Here is a 19,127-nt window from a genome sequence, read left to right on the forward strand (position 1 = left end):
TCAGCCCTCCCCGGCCGCAGCGCACACGGCGCGGCAGATCCGCGCCAGGTCCTCGTCGCCCGTCACGAACGGCGGCATCGTGTACACCAGGTCGCGGAACGGCCGCAGCCAGACGCCCTCGCGCACCGCCGCCGCCGTCGCGGCTGCCATGTCCACCTCGTGGTCCAGCCGGACCACGCCGATCGCGCCCAGGACCCGTACGTCGAGGACGCCGGGCACTGCCCGGGCCGGGGCCAGCCCCTCCAGGAGCCCGGCCTCGATCCGCTTGACCTCGCGCTGCCAGTCCTGGCCGAGCAGCAGCTCGATCGAGGCCAGCGCCACCGAGGCGGCCAGCGGGTTGCCCATGAACGTCGGCCCGTGGGCCAGGACCGGCACCTCGCCCCGGGAGATCCCGGCGGCCACCCGCTCCGTGCAGAGGGTGGCCGCGAGCGTGAGGTAGCCGCCGGTCAGCGCCTTGCCCAGGCACATCACGTCGGGGGTGACGCCCGCATGGTCCGCGGCGAACAGGGCGCCGGTGCGCCCGAAGCCCGTCGCGATCTCGTCCAGGACGAGCAGGACGTCGTACTCGTCGCACAGCTCGCGCAGGACGCGCAGGTAGCCGGGGCTGTGGAAGCGCATGCCGCCCGCGCCCTGGACCACCGGCTCGACGATGACGGCGGCCAGCTCGTCGGCGTGCGCCGCGACCAGCGCACGCAGGTGCGCCGCGTACGCGGGGTCGACGGGGGCGTCGAACCCGGCCGGCGGGACGTCCGCGAAGACCTGCTGCGGCAGCACGCCGGACCACAGCCCGTGCATGCCGCCCTCGGGGTCGCAGACGCCCATCGGCGTCCACGTGTCGCCGTGGTAGCCGCCGCGCCAGGTCATCAGCCTGGTCTTGCCGCGGCGGCCCAGCGACCGCCAGTACTGGAGGCACATCTTGGCCGCGACCTCGACCGAGACGGAGCCCGAGTCGGCGAGGAAGACGTGTTCCAGGCCCTCCGGGGTGATCTCGACGAGCTTCGCGGCCAGCCGGACGGCCGGCTCGTGGGTGAGCCCGCCGAACATCACGTGCGCCATGCGGCCGAGCTGGCCGGCCGCCGCCTCGTTCAGCACCGGGTGGTTGTAGCCGTGGATGGCCGACCACCAGGAGGACATGCCGTCGACCAGCTCGTCGCGGCCGTGCGCCGGCTGCGCGAGGCGCAGCCGGACGCCCGAGGCGGAGGAGACGACGAGCGGCTCCTGGCGCCCCGGCATAGGCCCGTACGGGTGCCAGACGTGCTGCCGGTCCAGCGCGAGCAGCTCGCCGGCCGTCAGCGGGGGGTGCCGGTCAGGCATTGGGCGCGAGGTCCGTCCCGGCGCCTCGGCGGCGCACCGCGACCAGGTCCGGGCGCACCGCGCCGGGCTCCGCCTGCGCGGGCTCGGCGGCGGCCTCGGCCGCCTCGGCGGTGTGCGCGTGGCCCGAGCAGCCGCCGCAGGCCGAGCCGCAGCCGGCCTCGGCCGGCGCGGAACCGCACGGCCCGCGGCCGGCCGCCGTGGCATCTGCGGCGGCAGCGGCCGCGGCCGCGGCGGCGTCCGCGCGGTGCGCGGGCAGGCTCGACGTGCCGGCGCCCTCCACCGTGAACCCGGCGTCCGCGATCATGTCGAGGTCGGCCTGGCCGGCCTGGCCCTCGCTGGTGAGGTAGTCGCCGAGGAAGATCGAGTTCACCAGGTGCAGCGCCAGCGGCTGCATGGTGCGCAGGTGGACCTCGCGCCCGCCCGCCAGGCGGACCTCGACGTCCGGGCAGACGAACCTGACCATCGCGAGGATCCGCAGGCAGCGCTGCGGGGTGAGGTTCCACTCCTTGGCCAGCGGGGTGCCCTCGAAGGGGATCAGGAAGTTCACCGGAACCGAGTCCGGGTCGAGCCCGCGCAGCGAGAAGACGACGTCGACGAGGTCCTCGTCGCTCTCGCCCATGCCCGCGATGAGGCCGGAGCAGGCGGACAGGCCGGCGGCGTGCGCCTTCTGCACGGTGTCGACGCGGTCCGCGTAGGTGTGCGTCTTCGTGATCTGCCCGTACGTCGCCTCGGACGTGTTGAGGTTGTGGTTGTAGGCGTCGGCCCCGGCGTCCTTCAGCCGCTCGGCCTGGCCGTCGGAGAGCAGGCCCAGGCAGGCGCAGACCTCGACGCCCTCGTTCTGGTCCTTGATCGCCTCGATGGTCTTGCCGACGCGCTCCACGTCCCGGTCCGTCGGCCCGCGGCCGCTCGCCACCAGGCACACGCGCTTGGCGCCGCCCGCGATGCCGGCCGCCGCGGCCGCCGAGGCCTCGTCCGGCTTCAGCCACGTGTACTTGAGGATCTCCGCCTTGGACCCGAGGCGCTGCGAGCAGTAGGAGCAGTCCTCGGGGCAGAGCCCGGACTTCAGGTTGACGAGGTAGTTCAGCTTGACCCGGCGCCCGAACCACTGGCGGCGCACTTTGCCGGCCGCGGCCACCACGTCGAGCAGTTCGTCGTCGGAGGTCGCCAGCACGGCGAGCGCCTCTTCGCGGGTCGGCAGCTCACGCCGCAGCCCCTTGTCCACCAGGGTGTTCAGCAGGTCCATGACGCCGATCCTGGACCACGCGAGCACTCCCGGCCAAGGAGAGATCGCACAACATGGCCGGAACGGAGTGTGTGTATCGCCACACCTGGCACTCGAGTCGCGGCCGCTAGGGTCGGGCATCGTCTGTGGACAGCCGACAAACCGCGAGGACCCGAATGCCCCAGCACAGCCGCGAGGCCGATGCGCCCGCCGACGTGTTCGCCTGGATCGACGAGGCCGAGCGGGCCCGTGAGCAGGCCGGACTCGTGCGGACCCTGCGGCCCCGCAGCGCCGCCTCGCCCCTGCTGGACCTCGCGAGCAACGACTACCTCGGCCTGTCCCGGCACCCGGAGACCGTCCGCGGCGCGTGCGCGGCGGCCGAGGAGTGGGGGGCGGGCGCCACTGGATCGCGCCTGGTGACCGGTACGACCGCGCTTCATGCCGAGCTCGAGCAGGAGCTCGCCGACTTCTGCGGTTTCGAGGCCGCGCTGGTGCTGTCATCGGGGTACGCGGCCAACCTGGCGGCCGTCACCGCGCTCGGCGGCCGGGGCGCGCTCGTCGCCTCCGACTCCGGCAACCACGCCTCGATCGTCGACGGCTGCCGGCTCTCCCGCGCCGAGACCGCGGTGGTCCCGCACGCCGATCCGGAGGCCGCCCGCAAGACGCTCGCCGCGCACACCGGCCGCGCCCTGCTGGTCACCGACTCCGTGTTCTCCGTCGACGGGGACGCCGCCCCGCTCGCCGGCTACGCCGAGGCCTGCCGGGCCCGGGGCGCCGCGCTGGTCGTGGACGACGCGCACGGCCTCGGCGTCCTCGGCGAGGGCGGCCGGGGCGCCCTGCACGCGGCCGGGCTGGCGGGGGCGCCGGGGGTGGTCGCGACGCTGACCCTGTCGAAGTCCCTGGGCAGCCAGGGCGGGGCCGTCCTCGGCCCCGCCAAGGTGATCCGCCACCTGGTCAACACGGCCCGCACCTTCATCTTCGACACCGGGCTCGCGCCGGCCGCCGCGGGCGGGGCGCTGGCGGCGCTGCGGTTGCTGCGCCGCGAGCCGGAACGGGCCGCGCGGGCCCGCGAGGTGGCCGCGCTGCTGCACGGGCGGCTCACCGCGGCCGGCCTCGCCTCGGCCCGGCCCGACGCCGCCGTGGTGTCCGTACGGGCCCCCTCGGCGGCGGCGGCCCTCCGGTGGGCCGCGGACTGCCGGGAGGCCGGGCTGTCCGTGGGGTGCTTCCGGCCGCCGTCGGTGCCGGACGGCGTCTCGCGGCTGCGGCTGACCGCCCGCGCCGATCTCACGGGGGACGAGATCGGGCGGGCGGTCGCGGTGATCCTGCGGACCGCCCCCGCCGGGGCGGCGGACCTGCCGTAGCGGCGGGCCCGCCGGCGCCCGGCGGGCCGGTTCCGGTCAGGCGGGTCCGTACGCCCGTACGCAGGCGAGGAAGCCGTTCCAGGCGGGCCCGGTGAAGAGCACCGCCGGGCCGTCCGTCCGTTTGGAGTCGCGGACGGCCAGGAGGCCGCCGGAGAGCACGGCCGTTTCCACACAGTTGTTCATTCCGGTGCTGCGGCTGCTCCGCCGCCACGTCGCGCTGATCAGAAGTCCGCCTGTGGAGAGGGGGGTTGCGGACACGGGTGCCTCCTTACGCGCCGTCAGCCAGTGAGCTGATGAGATCCGACGAGTCTTCGGGCGGGAGGGCGTGCGCCTGGATGGTGCGGAACGCGGCGCTGTACGCCTCGAGGTCTTCCTTCCGCTCCAGATAGAGGCTACTCGTCAAATGGTCGAGGACCACCACATCCAGATCGGCGATGTTCGGAAATGAGAAAATTACGAACGGTCCGGTCAGGCCGAGATGACCCCCCACGCTGAACGGCAGTACCTGCAGCCGCACTTGGGGCAGCCTCGCCACCGCCACCAGGTGCCTCAGCTGCGCCTCCATCACCCCCGGCCCCCCGATCTGCCGCCGCAGCACGGCCTCGTCGAGCACCGCGCTCAGCTCCAGCGGCGGGTCGGCCCGCAGCACCGCCTGCCTGGCCAGCCGTACGTCGACCAGCGCGTCCACCTTCGGCTCCGGCAGCCCGCCCAGCGCGGCCCGCGTCACCGCACGCGCGTATTCCGGGGTCTGGAGCAGCCCGGGCACCACGGACAGCTCGACCGTCCGGGCCGAGCGGGCGCCGGCCTCCAGGCTGATGAAGTCCCGGTACTCCTGCGGCAGGAGGCCCCGGTAGTCGTGCCACCACTGCCGCTCCCGCCCGGTGCCGCCGCCCGGCCCCGGGCCGGCTGCCGAGACCGACAGCGCCTCCAGCAGGGCCCGCTGCTCGGGGCTGACGACGGCCCCGTACGCGTCGAGCAGCAGCCGGATGTCCTCCGGTTTCACGCCACTGCGGCCCGTCTCGATGCGGCTGATTTTCGACTGGTGCCACCCCACGATCCGGGCGGCCTCGCCGCTGGTCAGTCCCGTGCGGTCGCGCAGCGCGCGCAGTTCCTCTCCGAGTTTGCGCCGACGCACCGCGGGGCCATGCTGCATACCCGCCTCCTTCCACCGGCACAGCTCGCGCCAGTCTGCCGTCCAAATACGCTCTTCCGTAGCAGAGTTCACCGCATCGGGCGACAGATATATGCGGATCCCGGGTGAACGGCGGCAGCGGCGGGACGATGGGTGGCACTCTGGCGTCCAGCACAGATCCGGGGCGGTCACGCCCCGGTGGGAAAGGGACCGTCGCCATGGCAGACCACCAGGAAGCATCCGTCACTCTGCCGAGCGAACCCGCCTCGGTCGCCGCCGCCCGCCGCCACGTCGCCCAGGTGCTCGCCGACTGGGGACTGCCCGACGGCGCCGACACCGCCGACAGCGTCCGGCTGATCGTGTCCGAACTCGCCACCAACGCCGTGCAGCACACCTTCGGGCAGTCGCCCGTCTTCACGGTCGACATCCGCCTGGAGCGCGAGGAGTGGCTCCGCATCGGAGTCACCGACAGCCACCCCCGGTGGCCCCGGCGGCTCCCCGCCGCCGTCCAGCAGGACAACGGGCGCGGCATGGTCATCATCCGCTGGCTCACCGCGGAGGCCGGCGGCCGGCTCTCCGTCAGCCCCACCGAGGACGGCGGCAAGACGGTCTGGATCGCCCTGCCCTGGCCCGTCGGGGCCCACACCCCGGCCGGCCGCGGCAGCTGCTGAGCGGCCCGGCGCACGAACCGGGCACCCGCCCGAAACATGCGTTAACGCAGCGGTAAAACGCGCGCCCTAGCGTGGACCGCCCTCCGGCCGCGCTCCTCCGCGCCGCCCGCCCCGTCCCGGAAACCTGGTGATGACGCATGCACCTGACCCCCCACGAGCAGGAGAGGCTGCTCATCCACGTGGCCGCCGACGTGGCCGCGCGGCGCAGGGCGCGCGGCGTGCTCCTCAACCACCCCGAGGCGGTCGCGCTGATCACCGCGCACGTCCTCGAAGGGGCCCGCGACGGGCGGACCGTGGCCGAGCTGATGGCCTCCGGCCGGACCGTCCTCGGCCGCGCCGACGTCATGGCGGGCATCCCCGAGATGATCCCCGACGTCCAGGTCGAGGCGACCTTCCCGGACGGCACCAAGCTCGTCACCGTCCACGACCCGTTCGTCTGAGAGGAGCCGCAGCGTGATCCCCGGCGAGACCGTCCACGGCGACGGCCCGGTCCTCTTCAACGAAGGCCGCCCCGTCACCCGCCTCACCGTCATCAACGCCGCCGACCGGCCCGTCCAGGTCGGCTCCCACTACCACTTCGCCGAGGCCAACCCGGGCCTGCGCTTCGACCGTACGGCCGCCCGCGGACTCCGCCTCGACGTGCCCGCCGGCACCGCCGTCCGCTTCGAGCCCGGCATCCCCGTCGAGGTGGGCCTCGTCCCCCTCGGCGGACTGCGCACCGTGCCCGGACTGCGCGGGGAGACCGGGGGGCCGCTCGATGGGTGAGCTCGGGCGCGCCGCGTACGCGGACCTCTTCGGACCCACCGCAGGCGACCGGATCCGGCTCGCCGACACCGACCTGTTCATCGAGATCGAGCAGGACCTCGCGGGCGGACCGGGACGCTCCGGCGACGAAGCGGTCTTCGGCGGCGGCAAGGTGATCCGCGAGTCCATGGGCCAGGCCCGCACCACGCGCGCCGAGGGCGCTCCCGACACCGTGATCACCGGCGCGGTCGTCCTGGACCACTGGGGGATCGTCAAGGCCGACATCGGCATCCGCGACGGGCTGATCTGCGGCATCGGCAAGGCCGGCAACCCGGACACCATGGACGGCGTCGACCCGGCCCTCGTCATCGGCCCCGAGACGGAGGTCATCGCCGGCAACGGCAGGATCCTCACGGCGGGCGCCGTCGACGCCCACGTCCACTTCATCTCCCCGACCCTCGCCGACGAGGCCCTCGCCTCCGGCGTCACCACCCTCGTCGGCGGCGGCACCGGTCCGGCCGAGGGCACCAAGGCCACCACGGTCACGCCCGGATCCTGGCACGTCGCCCGGATGTTCGCCGCGCTGGAGGCGTACCCGGTCAACGTCGGCCTGCTCGGCAAGGGCAACACCACCTCCCGCGAGGCCCTGCACGCACAGCTGCGCGGCGGCGCGATCGGCTTCAAGATCCACGAGGACTGGGGGGCCACGCCCGCCGCCATCGACACCTGCCTCGGCGTCTGCGAGGAGACCGGCGCCCAGGTCGCCCTGCACACCGACACCCTCAACGAGGCCGGCTTCGTCGCCGACACCCTCGCCGCCGTCGCCGGACGTACCGTCCACGCCTACCACACCGAAGGAGCGGGCGGCGGGCACGCACCGGACATCATCACCGTGGTCTCCGAGCCGTACGTGCTGCCCAGCTCCACCAACCCCACCCGCCCGCACACCGCCAACACCGTCGAGGAGCACCTCGACATGCTGATGGTCTGCCACCACCTCAACCCGGCCGTCCCCGAGGACCTGGCCTTCGCCGAGTCCCGCATCCGGCCCTCGACGATCGCCGCCGAGGACGTCCTGCACGACCTCGGAGCCATCTCGATCATCTCCTCGGACTCGCAGGCCATGGGCCGCATCGGCGAGGTCGTGATGCGCACCTGGCAGACCGCGCACGTGATGAAGCGGCGCCGCGGATTCCTCCCCGGCGACGGCCCCGCCGACAACCACCGCGCCCGCCGGTACGTCGCCAAGTACACGATCAACCCGGCCATCGCCCAGGGCATCGCCCGCGACGTCGGCTCCGTCGAGCCCGGGAAGCTCGCCGACCTCGTCCTGTGGCGGCCCGCGTTCTTCGGCGTCAAGCCCGACACCGTCATCAAGGGCGGCCAGATCGCCTACGCGCAGATGGGCGACGCCAACGCCTCCATCCCCACCCCGCAGCCCGTGCTGCCCCGCCCCATGTACGGCGCCCGCGGCCGCGCCCCCGCCCTGAACTCCCTCAACTTCACGGCGCAGGCCGCCCTCGACGACCGCCTGCCCGAGCGGCTCGGCCTCGGCAAGCGCTTCGCGGCCATCGACAGCACCCGCAAGACCGGCAAGGCCGACATGCGGAACAACGACGCCCTGCCGCGCGTCGAGGTCGACGCCGACACCTTCACCGTCACGATCGACGGCGAGGCCGTCGAACCGGCGCCCGTGGCGGAGCTGCCCATGGCCCAGCGGTACTTCCTCTTCTGATGGGCGGCCCCGCAGCCCTGCTCGTCCTCGCCGACGGCCGCTTCCCCGCCGGAGGGCACGCCCACTCCGGCGGGGCCGAGGCCGCCTGCAAGGCGGGCCGCATCCGCGACGCCGCCTCCCTGGAGGACTTCTGCCGCGGCCGCCTGCACACGGCCGGGCTCACCTCCGCCGCCCTCGCCGCGGCCGCCGCCCTCGGCCTCGACACCGCCCTCCTCGACGCGGCCGCCGACGCCCGCACCCCCGCGCCCGCCCTGCGCACCGCGGCCCGCCGCCTCGGCCGGCAGCTCCTGCGCGCCGCCCGCGCCACCTGGCCCTGCCCCGAACTCGACGCGCTGGCCGCGGCGTTCCCGCGCGGCGCCCACCAGCCGGTCGTCCTGGGCGCCACCGCCCGGGCGGCCGGGCTCGGGCCCGCCGAGGCCGCGCAGGTGGCGGCGTACGAGAGCATCAGCGGGCCGACGACCGCGACGGTGCGGCTCCTCGGCCTGGACCCGTTCGAGGCGAGCGGCGTGCTCGCGCGCCTCGCCGGCGAGGCCGACGCCGTGGCCGTCCGGGCGGAGGCGGCCGCCCGCGCCGCGCCGGCCGAAGGCCCCGGCGCCCTGCCCGCCGCCTCCTCGCCCCTGCTGGAGATCGCCGCGCAGGCCCACGCCGCATGGCCGGTCCGGCTGTTCGCCTCCTGACCCCTCCCGCCACGCTCCCCGGAGACCCGCATGCACCTCGACCACGCCACCGCCTACCCCGAGCGCCACACCCACGGCGCCGGGCCCCTCCGCGCGGACGGCTCCCGCCGCGCCCTGCGCATCGGGCTCGGCGGACCCGTCGGCTCCGGCAAGACGGCCACGGTGGCCGCGCTGTGCCGGGCCCTGCGCGCCGAGCTGTCCATGGCCGTCGTCACCAACGACATCTACACGCGCGAGGACGCCGAGTTCCTGCTCCGCGAGGCCGTCCTGCCGCCCGAGCGGATCACCGCGGTCGAGACCGGAGCCTGCCCGCACACCGCCATCCGCGACGACATCTCTGCGAACCTGGAGGCCGTCGAGGAACTGGAGGAGGCCCTCGGCCCGCTGGACCTGGTCCTCGTCGAGTCCGGCGGCGACAACCTCACCGCCACCTTCTCCCGCGGCCTCGTCGACGCCCAGGTCTTCGTCATCGACGTGGCCGGCGGCGACGACATCCCCCGCAAGGGGGGCCCGGGCGTCACCACCGCCGACCTGCTGGTCGTCAACAAGACCGACCTCGCCCCGCACGTCGGGTCCGACCTGGACCGGATGGCCCGCGACGCCGCGGACCAGCGCGGCCCGCTGCCCGTCGTCTTCCAGTCCCTGCGCGGAGCGGACGGCGTCGCCCCCGTCGCCGCGTGGGTCCGCGAGCAGTACGCCGCCTGGGCCGCGCGGTGACCGGCGCGCCGCCCGCCGCGGCGCCGGCGGGCGTGCGCGCCACCGCCCGGATCCGCGCCGTCGCCGACGGCCGCGGCGGCACCGCCCTGCCCGTCCTCGCCGGCGAGGGGCCGCTGGCCCTGCGCCGCGTCCGCACCGACGCCGGCTCCCGCGGCGAGGCCGGCGTCATGCTGGTCGGCGCGATGAGCGCCCCGCTCGGCGGCGACAGCCTCGCCGTCGACGCCGAGGCGGGGCCGGGGGCGCGGCTCGCCCTGGGCACGGCGGCCGCCACGCTCGCCCTGCCCGGCCGGGGCGGTGCGCCCGCCCGGTACCGCGTACGCCTGGCCGTCGCCGCGGGGGCGGCGGTGCGCTGGCTTCCCGAGCCGCTCGTCTCGGTCCGCGGCAGCGACCTGGCGGTGCACACCCGCGTCGAACTCGCCGCCGGGGCCCGGCTGGTGCTGCGCGAGGAGCAGGTGCTGGGGCGCACGGGCGAGGCGCCGGGCCTGCTGCGCAGCCGGCTCACCGCCGACCTGGCCGGCCGGCCGCTGCTGGACCAGGAGCTGGCCTGCGGGCCGGGCGCGCCCGGCGGCTGGGACGGGCCGGCGGGGCTGGCCGGGCACCGGGCGGCCGGTCAGCTCCTCGTCGTGGACCCGGAGTTCGCCGCGGCGCCGCCGGCCGCGGCGGTGCTGGGGGAGTACGCCGTGGCGATGCCGCTGGCCGGCCCGGCCGTGCTGGTCTCGGTGCTCGCGCCGGACGCGCTCGCGCTGCGCCGGGTTCTCGATGCGGCGTGTCGTACGTACGGCCGGTGACCGGCGGGCCAGCCTGGGGCGCAGGGTACCGCTCAGCGGTGTCGGCCTGACCGGTTATCGGGTTGGCAAAGAACCCGACCGCGGCCTGTCGGCGGACGAGGACCAGGCGAAAGGATCCTGCCTGCACGCGCACGACCAACCCGACCCGGCCCGGCCGACCTCGGACGGGCCGCACGATGCAGGGGGAACGACCACGTGACAAGCAAAGCGGCGCTGGGGAGCGCCGCCTTCTCCATCACCGCGGCCCTGGCCGCCGGGCTGCTGCTCGCCCCGCCGGCCTCCGCGGCGCCGTCCCGGGGCGGCACCGTTCCGGAAGCGCTCGGCGTGCAGATCGCCGCAGCCCGCGCCGCACGCGCCGGGATCGACTGGAGGGACTGCCCGGCCGACTGGGGCCTCGCCGCCCCGATCCAGTGCGGCTGGGTCAAGGTCCCGCTCGACTACGCCAAGCCCTTCGGCAAGACCATCGACATCGCGGTCGACCGGGCCGTCAGCACGGGCACCAAGGAGGAGCGCCAGGGCGCCCTCGTCTACAACCCGGGCGGCCCGGGCGGCTCGGGCCTGCGGTTCCCCCGCAGGTCCACGACCAACTCGCCGCTGTGGGTGAACACCGCCAAGGCGTACGACTTCGTGGGCTTCGACCCGCGCGGCGTCGGCCACTCGGCGCCCGTCTCCTGCATCGACCCGCAGGAGTTCGTGCGGGCCCCCAAGGCCGACCCGGTCCCGGACACCGAGGCCGACAAGACCGCCCAGCGCAGGCTCGCCGCAGCGTACGCTGACGGCTGCAAGCAGCGCAGCGGCGAGATGCTGCCGCACATGACCACCCCGAACAGCGCGCGCGACCTGGACGTCATCCGCGCCGCCCTCGGCGAGCGGAAGCTGAACTTCCTCGGCGTCTCGTACGGCAGCTACCTCGGCGGGGTCTACGCCACCCTCTTCCCGACCCACGTGCGCCGCATGATCGTCGACAGCGTGGTCGACCCGTCCCGGGAGAACATCTGGTACGAGGCCAACCTCGGCCAGGACGTCGCCTTCCAGACCCGCTGGAACGACTGGCTCGACTGGGTCGCCGAGAACGACGCGGCCTTCCGCCTCGGCGGGACCCGCGCCGCGGTCGAGGCCCGGTGGCAGCAGCTGCGCGCCCAGGCGAAGACCGACCCGCTCGGCGGAGTCGCCGGCCCGGCCGAGCTCGTCAACTTCTTCCAGGCCGCCCCGTACTACGACTCCTCCTGGGTGCCGGTCGCCCAGGCCTTCAGCGCCTGGGCCGCCGGCGACCCGCAGCCGCTGATCGAGGCGATCACCCCGGACATGTCCGACGTCCGGGGCAACGCCGCCGCGGAGAACGGCAACGCCGTCTACACGGCCGTCGAGTGCACCGACGCCAAGTGGCCGACCAGCTGGGCCAGGTGGGACCGGGACAACACCGCGCTGCACGCCAAGTACCCGTTCCTGACCTGGTCGAACGCCTGGATGAACCTGCCCTGCGCGACCTGGGGGTCGAAGCAGCACACCCCGATCGAGGTCGGCGCCCGCCGCGGCCTGCCGCCCGTCCTCATCGTCCAGTCCGAGCGCGACGCCGCCACTCCGTACCGGGGCGCGGTCGAGCTGCACCGGCGCCTCGCCGGCTCGCGCCTGATCACCGAGCGGGCCGCCGGCTCGCACGGCGTCACGAGCCTGGCGAACCCCTGCATCAACACCCGGGTCGACGCCTACCTGCTGCACGGGAGGACCGACGCCCGGGACGTGGTCTGCGACCCGCACGCCGCCCCGGTCGCACCGGCCCCGGCCGCCGCCCGGTCGCTCGCCGGGGACCCCGCGGCGCCGTTCCCGCCCCGGGAGGAGCTGCCCGTCGTCCGGTGACCCCGGCCCGGCCCCTCGCCCGTGCGGAAGGCGGCTCAGCGCGTCCTGCGCCGGGCCGCCTTCCGCGCCTCCTCCGCCTCGGCCTTCACCTCGGCGGCGTACCGGTCGACGTACTCCTGGCCCGACAGCTCCAGGATCGCGTACATGATCTCGTCGGTGACGGCGCGCAGCACCGCCCGCTCGCCCTCCATCCCGGCGTACCGCGAGAAGTCCAGCGGCCGGCCGAAGCGGATGGTGACCCGCCTGATCCTCGGGATCTTCCGGCCCGGCGGCTGCACCTCGAACGTGCCGACCATCGCGCACGGCACCACGGGCACCCCGGCGCCCAGCGCCATCGCCGCCACCCCGACCTTGCCCTTGTACAGCCGCCCGTCGTGCGAGCGGGTGCCCTCCGGGTAGATCCCCAGCAGCTCGCCGCGGGAGAGCACCTCCAGGCCCTCGCGCAGCGCGGCCCGGCCTGCCTCCCTGCCCGACCGGTCGACGGGGATCTGGCCGGCGCTGCGGAAGAAGAAGGCGGTCAGCCGGCCCTTCAGCCCGGGCCCCGTGAAGTACTCGGCCTTCGCGAGGAAGGTGATCCGCCGCCGGAGGACCGCGGGCATGAGGAAGTGGTCGGAGAAGGACAGGTGGTTGCCCGCGACGATCGCGGCCCCCTCGTCCGGGACGTACTCCAGCCCCTCGATCCGGGGCCGGAACAGCAGCCGCAGCAGCGGACCCAGGAACACGTGCTTGAGCAAGAGGTAGAACACCGGCAGCTCCCGTCGCCCCGTCCCGTCGTCACCGCCATCGTACGGACGGACGGGCCCCCGGGACGGCGCGGCAGCGCGGCGGCACGGCGGCTGCCGGCCCGGCCGGGAACCGGCCCGGGCCGCGGCGCGCGGGCGCCTGGTCAGCCGCTGCGGGCGGCGCCCATGGCTGCGGTGAGGAGCCCCAGGACCACCCAGCCGAACCACAGCCAGCCGTTGCTGCCGAGGGCCACGGAGTAGGTGGCGACGGCGATGAGGGCGGCGAAGGTCATGACGGCCATCGCCTTGACGGAACCGGTCATGCCCCATGGTCGCGCGCGGAGGCGCCCGCGCGCTACTGACGCGCGCGGAGCGACGCCAGATAGGCGTTGTACGCCTCCAGCTCGGCGTCGCCGTCGCGGTCGGCGGCACGGTCGGCGCGCTTCGCCGCCCGCTGCTCGGAGTGGTACCACTGGTACATCAGGGCGATCAGCACCAGCACCGAGGGGATCTCGCTGAAGGCCCAGGCGATGCCGCCGCCCCACTGCTGGTCGAGCAGCGGGTCGATGCCGAGCGAGGCCGGCGGGTTGCTGTACGTACCGATCATCGGCTCGCTCGCCATCATCAGCGCGATGCCGAAGAAGGCGTGGAAGGGCATCCCTGCGAAGAGCTCCAGCATGCGCATCACGTAGCCGGGGCGGTGCGGTCCCGGGTCCACGCCCATGATCGGCCAGAAGAACACCAGGCCGACGGCCAGGAAGTGGACCATCATCCCGATGTGGCCGGGCTTGCTCTCCATCAGGAAGTCGAAGAGCGGGGTGAAGTACAGGGCGTAGAGGCTGGCGATGAACATGGGGATGGTGAACGCAGGGTGGGTGACCACCCGCATGTAGCGGCTGTGCAGCAGCGCCAGCAGCAGTTCCCGCGGGCCCTTGCGGCCGCGGCCGGCCGGCGGCAGCGCGCGGAGGGCGAGCGTCACCGGGGCGCCCAGCAGCAGCAGGATCGGCGACAGCATGCTGATCACCATGTGCTGCACCATGTGCACGCTGAACATGACCATGCCGTAGTCGTTGAGCTTGGTGCACATCATCAGCGCCACGCTGAGCACGCCCGCGCAGAAGGCGACGATCCGCCCCGCGGGCCAGGCGTCCCCGCGCCGCCTGAGCCGCACCACGCCCCACAGGTAGAGGCCGAGGCCGACGAGCGAGCCGATCAGGAAGAACGCGTCGAAGGAGAACTCCAGAGCACGGCCCAGCGTGAACGGCGGCAGGTCCATGTGCGTGTGCATGCCCGAGCCGTGACCGCTGTGATCCATCTGTTCACTCCCTTGACCGTGGTGCCCCACCACAGTAGTGCCGCCCCCGTACGCGCTTGCGTCCGGGGGCGGCGACAGAAGGGGAGAAAGGTCACAGAACGGTCTGCGCCTCGTCGTAGCGCTCCGCCGGGACCGTCTTCAGGCTCTCCACCGCGCGGGCGAGCGGCACCATCTCGATCTCCGTGCCGCGCAGCGCGGTCAGCATCCCGAACTCTCCGCGGTGCGCCGCCTCCACCGCGTGCCAGCCGAAGCGGGTGGCCAGCACCCGGTCGTACGCGGTCGGGGTGCCGCCGCGCTGGACGTGGCCGAGGATGACCGGGCGGGCCTCCTTGCCGAGGCGGCGCTCCAGCTCCACCGCCAGGATGTTGCCGATGCCGGCGAAGCGCTCGTGGCCGTACTGGTCGGTGCCGCCCTCCGTGTACTCCATGGTGCCGGGCCGCGGCTTCGCGCCCTCGGCGACGACGACGATCGCGAAACGCTTGCCCGCGGAGAAGCGCTCGCCGACGATCCCGGCCAGCTCCTCGATGTCGAACGGCCGCTCCGGCACGACGATGGCGTGCGCGCCGGCCGCCATGCCCGAGTGCAGGGCGATCCAGCCGGTGTGGCGGCCCATGACCTCCACGACCATCACCCGCTGGTGGGACTCGGCGGTCGTCTTCAGCCGGTCCAGCGCCTCCGTGGCGACGCCGACAGCCGTGTCGAAGCCGAAGGTGACGTCCGTCGAGGCGATGTCGTTGTCGATGGTCTTCGGCACGCCCACGATCGGCAGGCCGCCCTGCGAGAGCAGGTTCGCCGCCTTCAGCGTGCCCTCGCCGCCGATCGGGATGATGGCGTCCAGGCCGAGGTCCGCGACGTGGCCGCGGGCCCGCTCCACGCCGTCGCGCAGGTGCGCGGGCTGGACGCGGGAGGAGCCGAGGATGGTGCCGCCGCGGGCGAGGATGCCGGCCACCGCGTCGAGGTCGAGCTTGCGGTAGTCCGCCTCCAGGAGCCCGCGCCAGCCGTCGTGGAAGCCGATGACCTCGTCGCCGTGGTCGACGACGGCGCGGTGCACGACGGAGCGGATGACGGCGTTGAGGCCGGGGCAGTCGCCACCGGAAGTGAGCACACCAATGCGCATGGCAGGAAGACCTTTGCAACGTGGGCCGACGACCGGACCACGTCGTCCGGTTGGAACTACCTGTCACCCTACTAGCGGATCGGCACCGCACTGAACCATCGTCCGCATGACGGTCGGGTTCCTCGTGCGAACGCACATCGGCCCGGATCCCCCGAGGGGAATCCGGGCCGAACGCCGGGCGTACCCGGGGTTACGCGGGCTGCGTCGCCGCGGCGATACGCTCCGCTCGCAGCGCGTCGTACCAGCGGTCGTCGATGGGCGGCAGTGCGTTCACGTCGAGGGCCAGCTTCAGCAGCAGGTCCGCGATGAGCGGGTTGCGGGCCATGACGGGGCCGTGCATGTACGTGCCGAACACCGTCTCGTTGTACGCACCCTCGGTGCCGTCGCCCGTGCCGTTGCCGCGGCCCAGGCGGGTGCGGGCGAACGCCTTGGCGCCGGGGCCGAGGTGCGTGACGCCCTGGTGGTTCTCGAAGCCCGTCAGCTGCGGCAGGCCGAGCTGCGGGTCGATGTCCGCGAGGACGTCGCCGACGCAGCGCTCGCCCTCGCCGCGGACGGTGACGACGTCCAGCAGGCCGAGGCCCTGCTGCCGCTCGCCCATGTCGTTGACGAACTCGTTGCCCAGGATCTGGTAGCCGGCGCACACCGAGAACACGATCGCCCCGTTCGAGACGGCCCGCTCCAGGCCGCCGTCGCGCACCAGGCGCTCGGCGGCGAGCCGCTGCGGGCGGTCCTCGCCGCCGCCGATCAGGTAGATGTCGCCCGAGGTCGGGATCGGCTGGTCGCTGCGCACGTCCACGCGCTGCACGTCCAGGCCGCGCCGGCGCGCCCGGCGCTCCACCACGAGAACGTTGCCCTGGTCTCCGTACGTGCTGAGCAGGTCGGGGTAGACCCACACCAGGCGCAGGCTGTTGTCGCTCATGCTCTTGTCCTCTATGGGTGGCTAGTTGCCGACGCGGCGGCGCACGTCCTGGAAGGCGGTGTAGTTGGCGATCAGCTCGATCTGGCCGGGCGGGGCGAGCTGCACGGCCTCGTCGAGGGTCTCGCAGACCCGGAAGTCCAGGCCGGCGACCTCGAGGCGGACGGCCAGGTCGAGCCGGCGGTCGCCGATCACGAAGATCGGGTGGCCGGCGAGGCGCGGGTAGTCCACGTCCCACAGCCACGAGGTGTCCGTGCCGTCGGCGCCGCGGGCGTTGACCGAGAGGATCACCGGGGCGGGCGGCTGGTCGATCAGCGAAAACGTTTCGAGCCAGCCCGCCGGGTTCTTGGCGAGCAGCAGCCGCAGCTCGCGGTTCTGGAACTGCACCACGTCGTACCGGCCGGCGACCGCCTGCACCTGGTACATCCGCTCCAGCGCGACCTGCGGCGGCACGCCGAAGACGGCGGCCACGGCGGCCGAGGTGGCCGCGTTCGCCTTGTTGGCGCGGCCCGGCAGCTGGAGGCTGATGGGCCACGCCGAGCCGTGCGGGTCGAGGACGTGGTCGCCGGAGAGCACCCAGCTCGGGGCGGGCCGGCGGAAGCCGCACTCGCCGCAGAACCAGTCGTCGCCGGGGCGCTGCATCACGCCGCCGCAGGAGGGGCACGACCAGGCGTCGTCCTTCCACTCCTGGCCGGCGGCCACCCACACCACGTTCTGCGAGGAGGAGGCCGACCACACGATCAGGGGGTCGTCGCAGTTGGCGACGATGACCGCCTTGGAGCCGGCCAGCCCCTCGCGCCACTTCTCCGCGAGCATGCGGGTCTCGGCGGCGCGGTCCAGCTGGTCGCGCGAGAGGTTCAGCAGCGCGATCGCCTTCGGGGTGACGTCCCGGGCGACCCCGGCCAGGTACTTCTCGTCCACCTCGATGACGCCGTACTTGGCGTCCGAGCCGCCTGCGAGGGCGGAGGTGATGCCGGCCGGCATGTTCGCGCCGAGGGCGTTGGAGACCACCGGCCCGCTGGCCCGCAGGGCCTCGGCGATCAGGCGCGTCGTCGTGGTCTTGCCGTTGGTGGCGGAGACGAGGACGACGTCGAGGTGCTGCGCGAGCGCTCCGAGGAGGTCGGGGTCAAGTTTGAGTGCGACCTTGCCGCCGATCACCGATCCGCTTCCGCGCCCCGCGGCCCGCGACACCGCCGCCGCGGCCCTGCCCGCCGTCACGGCCAGCTTGGCGCGCGGCGAAAGCGGCTCTGTGTTGCCTGCCATCGTCCCTAGTCCTCCTTGCGTCGACCGGCCCCAGCCTATCCAGTACCGGCCGGGGCCCTGACCGCGGCGCCCCCGGGCCGCCGCGGATCTCCTCATATATTCGCCCGTCGTAGGCTTGGCGCCATGCGACAGCGCGTCATCCCCGGGACTTCCGGCACCGTCCGCACCATGAGCCTCCTGGGCGATCCGGTGCTCCACTCGCCGTGCGCGGAGGTGACCGATTTCGGCCCCGCCCTCGGCGCGCTGGTCGAGGACATGTTCGCCACCATGTACGCCGCCGAAGGCGTCGGCCTGGCCGCGAACCAGATCGGCGTGGGCCTGCGGGTGTTCGTCTACGACTGCCCCGACGACGAGGACGTCCGGCACGTGGGCCACGTCGTCAACCCGCGCCTCGTCGAGGCCGGCGGGGACGAGTACCTCGGCCCCGAGGGCTGCCTCTCCCTCCCCGGCCTGGAGGCCGGCACGCCCCGCTTCGACCGCGCGGTCGTCGAGGGGGCCACCGCGGACGGCGCCCCGGTGCGGATCACCGGCACCGGGTTCTTCGCCCGCTGCCTCCAGCACGAGTGCGACCACCTCGAAGGCGCCGTGTACGCGCAGCGGGTCACCGGCATGCGGGGCCGCCGGCTGCGGCGGGCGATCCGCAGGACGCCCTGGGGCGCCCGCGGCCTGCACGCGCTGGAGGACTGACCTCCCGGGGCCGTGCGAACCGGCCGCGCACGGCACGCGTACGGCCTAGGGGGGTTGCTAGAGTCCCGAACGGCACCCAGGACTCTCGCAACGCCCTCTAGAAGCCGGGGCCGTCCGCGCGGTCGCCGGCGGTGGCCAGCCGGCCCCACAGCAGGTCGGTCAGGCCCGAGACCAACTCCTCGCGGGTGCACGGGCGTTCGCCGAGCCACCAGTCGCCGGCCGCGTGCATCATGCCGACGATCCCGTGCCCCCAGATACGGGCCAGACGCTCCCCGCCGGGGCCCAGGTCCACACGCTCGCTGATCACCTCGGCCAGCTCCTCGCCGAGCCGGCGCAGGAGCGGGGCGGAGTGCCGTCCGACGTCGAAGCCGGTTTCTGCGCCGTGCGAGTCCTCGGTGGGGTGCATCAGGAAGCGGTACACCTGGGGGCGGGCCTCGATCGCCGCGAGGTAGGTGTGCAGCGTGGACTCCACCCGGCGGCGGCGCTCCGCAGGCGCGTCGAGGGCGGCGCGCAGCGAGCCGAGCAGGGCGTCGGTGTGCCGCACGGCCAGGGCCTGGTAGAGGCCGGCCTTGTCGCCGAAGTGCCGGTAGAGGATCGGCTTGGTGATGCCGGCCTCGGCGGCGATGGCGTTCATGGACGCCTTGGGGCCGTCCCTGAGGACGACGCGGTCGGCCGCTTCGAGCAGCTCCCGGCGGCGGCGTTCGGCCGTACCCGGTTCGCCGGCCTGCTGCGTGGTGTCCATGACGTGTTCTCTCCCCGCCCTTGCGATGGTGCGTGACGCCCACGCAACGTAACACCCCGGGCACCTCGGCAGATGAACCGGCCGGTGCGGGCCGGGCCGCGCTTGACACTGACTACTCGCCGGTAACAGACTGTGGCCACCGTAGAG

General features: G+C 74.2%; 21 protein-coding genes. 10 read left to right on the plus strand and 11 right to left on the minus strand.

The window, feature by feature from the left end; translation table 11 throughout:
- Together MUK52_RS26835 and bioB are read right to left on the minus strand one after the other, a co-directional pair.
- Positions 1-1,314 carry an adenosylmethionine--8-amino-7-oxononanoate transaminase gene (locus MUK52_RS26835; protein ID WP_284580777.1) on the minus strand — a complete coding sequence of 438 codons (1,314 nt, stop codon included), beginning with the start codon at positions 1,312-1,314 and terminating at the stop codon, positions 1-3.
- Positions 1,307-2,557 carry a biotin synthase BioB gene (gene bioB, locus MUK52_RS26840; protein ID WP_114056560.1) on the minus strand — a complete coding sequence of 417 codons (1,251 nt, stop codon included), beginning with the start codon at positions 2,555-2,557 and terminating at the stop codon, positions 1,307-1,309. The genes MUK52_RS26835 and bioB overlap by 8 nt, the downstream gene beginning before the upstream one ends.
- A 155-nt stretch (positions 2,558-2,712) precedes the next feature.
- On the opposite strand from bioB, the gene MUK52_RS26845 reads away from it, so the two are divergent.
- Positions 2,713-3,897: an 8-amino-7-oxononanoate synthase gene (locus MUK52_RS26845; RefSeq protein WP_284580780.1), complete on the plus strand. Its 1,185-nt coding sequence runs from the start codon at positions 2,713-2,715 to the stop codon at positions 3,895-3,897.
- Positions 3,898-3,933: 36 nt separating this feature from the next.
- On the opposite strand, the gene MUK52_RS26850 is transcribed toward MUK52_RS26845, so the two are convergent.
- Positions 3,934-4,155, minus strand: coding sequence for a DUF397 domain-containing protein (locus MUK52_RS26850; RefSeq protein ID WP_284580782.1), 222 nt, complete (start codon positions 4,153-4,155; stop codon positions 3,934-3,936).
- 10 nt (positions 4,156-4,165) lie between these two features.
- Complete coding sequence (locus MUK52_RS26855) at positions 4,166-5,050, minus strand: helix-turn-helix domain-containing protein (protein WP_114056558.1); 885 nt, start codon at positions 5,048-5,050, stop codon at positions 4,166-4,168.
- A 197-nt stretch (positions 5,051-5,247) separates the two neighbouring features.
- Between MUK52_RS26855 and MUK52_RS26860 the strand changes: the two genes are divergently transcribed.
- From MUK52_RS26860 to MUK52_RS26895, 8 genes are all read left to right on the plus strand, one after another.
- Positions 5,248-5,700: an ATP-binding protein gene (locus MUK52_RS26860; protein ID WP_114056557.1), complete on the plus strand. Its 453-nt coding sequence runs from the start codon at positions 5,248-5,250 to the stop codon at positions 5,698-5,700.
- 137 nt (positions 5,701-5,837) lie between these two features.
- Complete coding sequence (locus MUK52_RS26865; RefSeq protein WP_284580786.1) at positions 5,838-6,140, plus strand: urease subunit gamma; 303 nt, start codon at positions 5,838-5,840, stop codon at positions 6,138-6,140.
- A gap of 13 nt (positions 6,141-6,153) precedes the next feature.
- Positions 6,154-6,465: an urease subunit beta gene (locus MUK52_RS26870; RefSeq protein WP_284580788.1), complete on the plus strand. Its 312-nt coding sequence runs from the start codon at positions 6,154-6,156 to the stop codon at positions 6,463-6,465.
- A complete protein-coding gene (locus tag MUK52_RS26875) occupies positions 6,458-8,179 on the plus strand; it encodes an urease subunit alpha (protein WP_284580790.1) in 1,722 nt (573 codons plus the stop codon). Before MUK52_RS26870 ends, MUK52_RS26875 begins: the two co-directional genes overlap by 8 nt.
- Positions 8,179-8,856: an urease accessory protein UreF gene (locus MUK52_RS26880; RefSeq protein ID WP_284580793.1), complete on the plus strand. Its 678-nt coding sequence runs from the start codon at positions 8,179-8,181 to the stop codon at positions 8,854-8,856. The genes MUK52_RS26875 and MUK52_RS26880 overlap by 1 nt, the downstream gene beginning before the upstream one ends.
- A 30-nt stretch (positions 8,857-8,886) precedes the next feature.
- The gene (ureG, locus tag MUK52_RS26885; protein ID WP_114056552.1) at positions 8,887-9,573 is read left to right on the plus strand and encodes an urease accessory protein UreG; all 687 of its coding nucleotides are present in this window, start codon (positions 8,887-8,889) and stop codon (positions 9,571-9,573) included.
- A complete protein-coding gene (locus MUK52_RS26890) occupies positions 9,570-10,361 on the plus strand; it encodes an urease accessory protein UreD (protein ID WP_428985494.1) in 792 nt (263 codons plus the stop codon). Before ureG ends, MUK52_RS26890 begins: the two co-directional genes overlap by 4 nt.
- A 195-nt stretch (positions 10,362-10,556) precedes the next feature.
- The gene (locus MUK52_RS26895) at positions 10,557-12,218 is read left to right on the plus strand and encodes an alpha/beta hydrolase (protein ID WP_284580796.1); all 1,662 of its coding nucleotides are present in this window, start codon (positions 10,557-10,559) and stop codon (positions 12,216-12,218) included.
- A 35-nt stretch (positions 12,219-12,253) separates the two neighbouring features.
- Here MUK52_RS26895 and MUK52_RS26900 read toward each other — a convergent pair whose 3' ends face one another.
- The 6 genes from MUK52_RS26900 to MUK52_RS26925 all read right to left on the minus strand — a co-directional run bounded on the left by MUK52_RS26900 (position 12,254) and on the right by MUK52_RS26925 (position 17,551).
- Complete coding sequence (locus tag MUK52_RS26900) at positions 12,254-12,964, minus strand: lysophospholipid acyltransferase family protein (RefSeq protein WP_114056550.1); 711 nt, start codon at positions 12,962-12,964, stop codon at positions 12,254-12,256.
- 140 nt (positions 12,965-13,104) lie between these two features.
- Positions 13,105-13,263, minus strand: coding sequence for a hypothetical protein (locus MUK52_RS26905; protein ID WP_174250425.1), 159 nt, complete (start codon positions 13,261-13,263; stop codon positions 13,105-13,107).
- A gap of 32 nt (positions 13,264-13,295) precedes the next feature.
- Complete coding sequence (locus MUK52_RS26910) at positions 13,296-14,255, minus strand: cytochrome c oxidase assembly protein (protein ID WP_114056549.1); 960 nt, start codon at positions 14,253-14,255, stop codon at positions 13,296-13,298.
- A gap of 91 nt (positions 14,256-14,346) precedes the next feature.
- Complete coding sequence (locus MUK52_RS26915) at positions 14,347-15,372, minus strand: 6-phosphofructokinase (RefSeq protein WP_114056548.1); 1,026 nt, start codon at positions 15,370-15,372, stop codon at positions 14,347-14,349.
- A 190-nt stretch (positions 15,373-15,562) separates the two neighbouring features.
- A complete protein-coding gene (locus MUK52_RS26920; protein ID WP_114056547.1) occupies positions 15,563-16,291 on the minus strand; it encodes a type 1 glutamine amidotransferase in 729 nt (242 codons plus the stop codon).
- A gap of 21 nt (positions 16,292-16,312) precedes the next feature.
- A complete protein-coding gene (locus MUK52_RS26925) occupies positions 16,313-17,551 on the minus strand; it encodes a MurT ligase domain-containing protein (RefSeq protein WP_114056546.1) in 1,239 nt (412 codons plus the stop codon).
- Between the two features lie 123 nt (positions 17,552-17,674).
- Between MUK52_RS26925 and def the strand changes: the two genes are divergently transcribed.
- The gene (gene def, locus MUK52_RS26930; RefSeq protein WP_114056545.1) at positions 17,675-18,238 is read left to right on the plus strand and encodes a peptide deformylase; all 564 of its coding nucleotides are present in this window, start codon (positions 17,675-17,677) and stop codon (positions 18,236-18,238) included.
- A 97-nt stretch (positions 18,239-18,335) separates the two neighbouring features.
- Here the strand turns inward: def and MUK52_RS26935 are convergent, their stop codons facing one another.
- Entirely contained in the window at positions 18,336-18,980 is a 645-nt protein-coding gene (locus MUK52_RS26935) for a TetR/AcrR family transcriptional regulator (RefSeq protein ID WP_114056544.1), read from the minus strand.
- Between the last annotated feature and the right edge of the window lie 147 nt (positions 18,981-19,127).

This window comes from Streptomyces sp. 2P-4 (genome assembly GCF_030167965.1).
GTDB lineage: Bacteria > Actinomycetota > Actinomycetes > Streptomycetales > Streptomycetaceae > Streptomyces > Streptomyces globosus_A.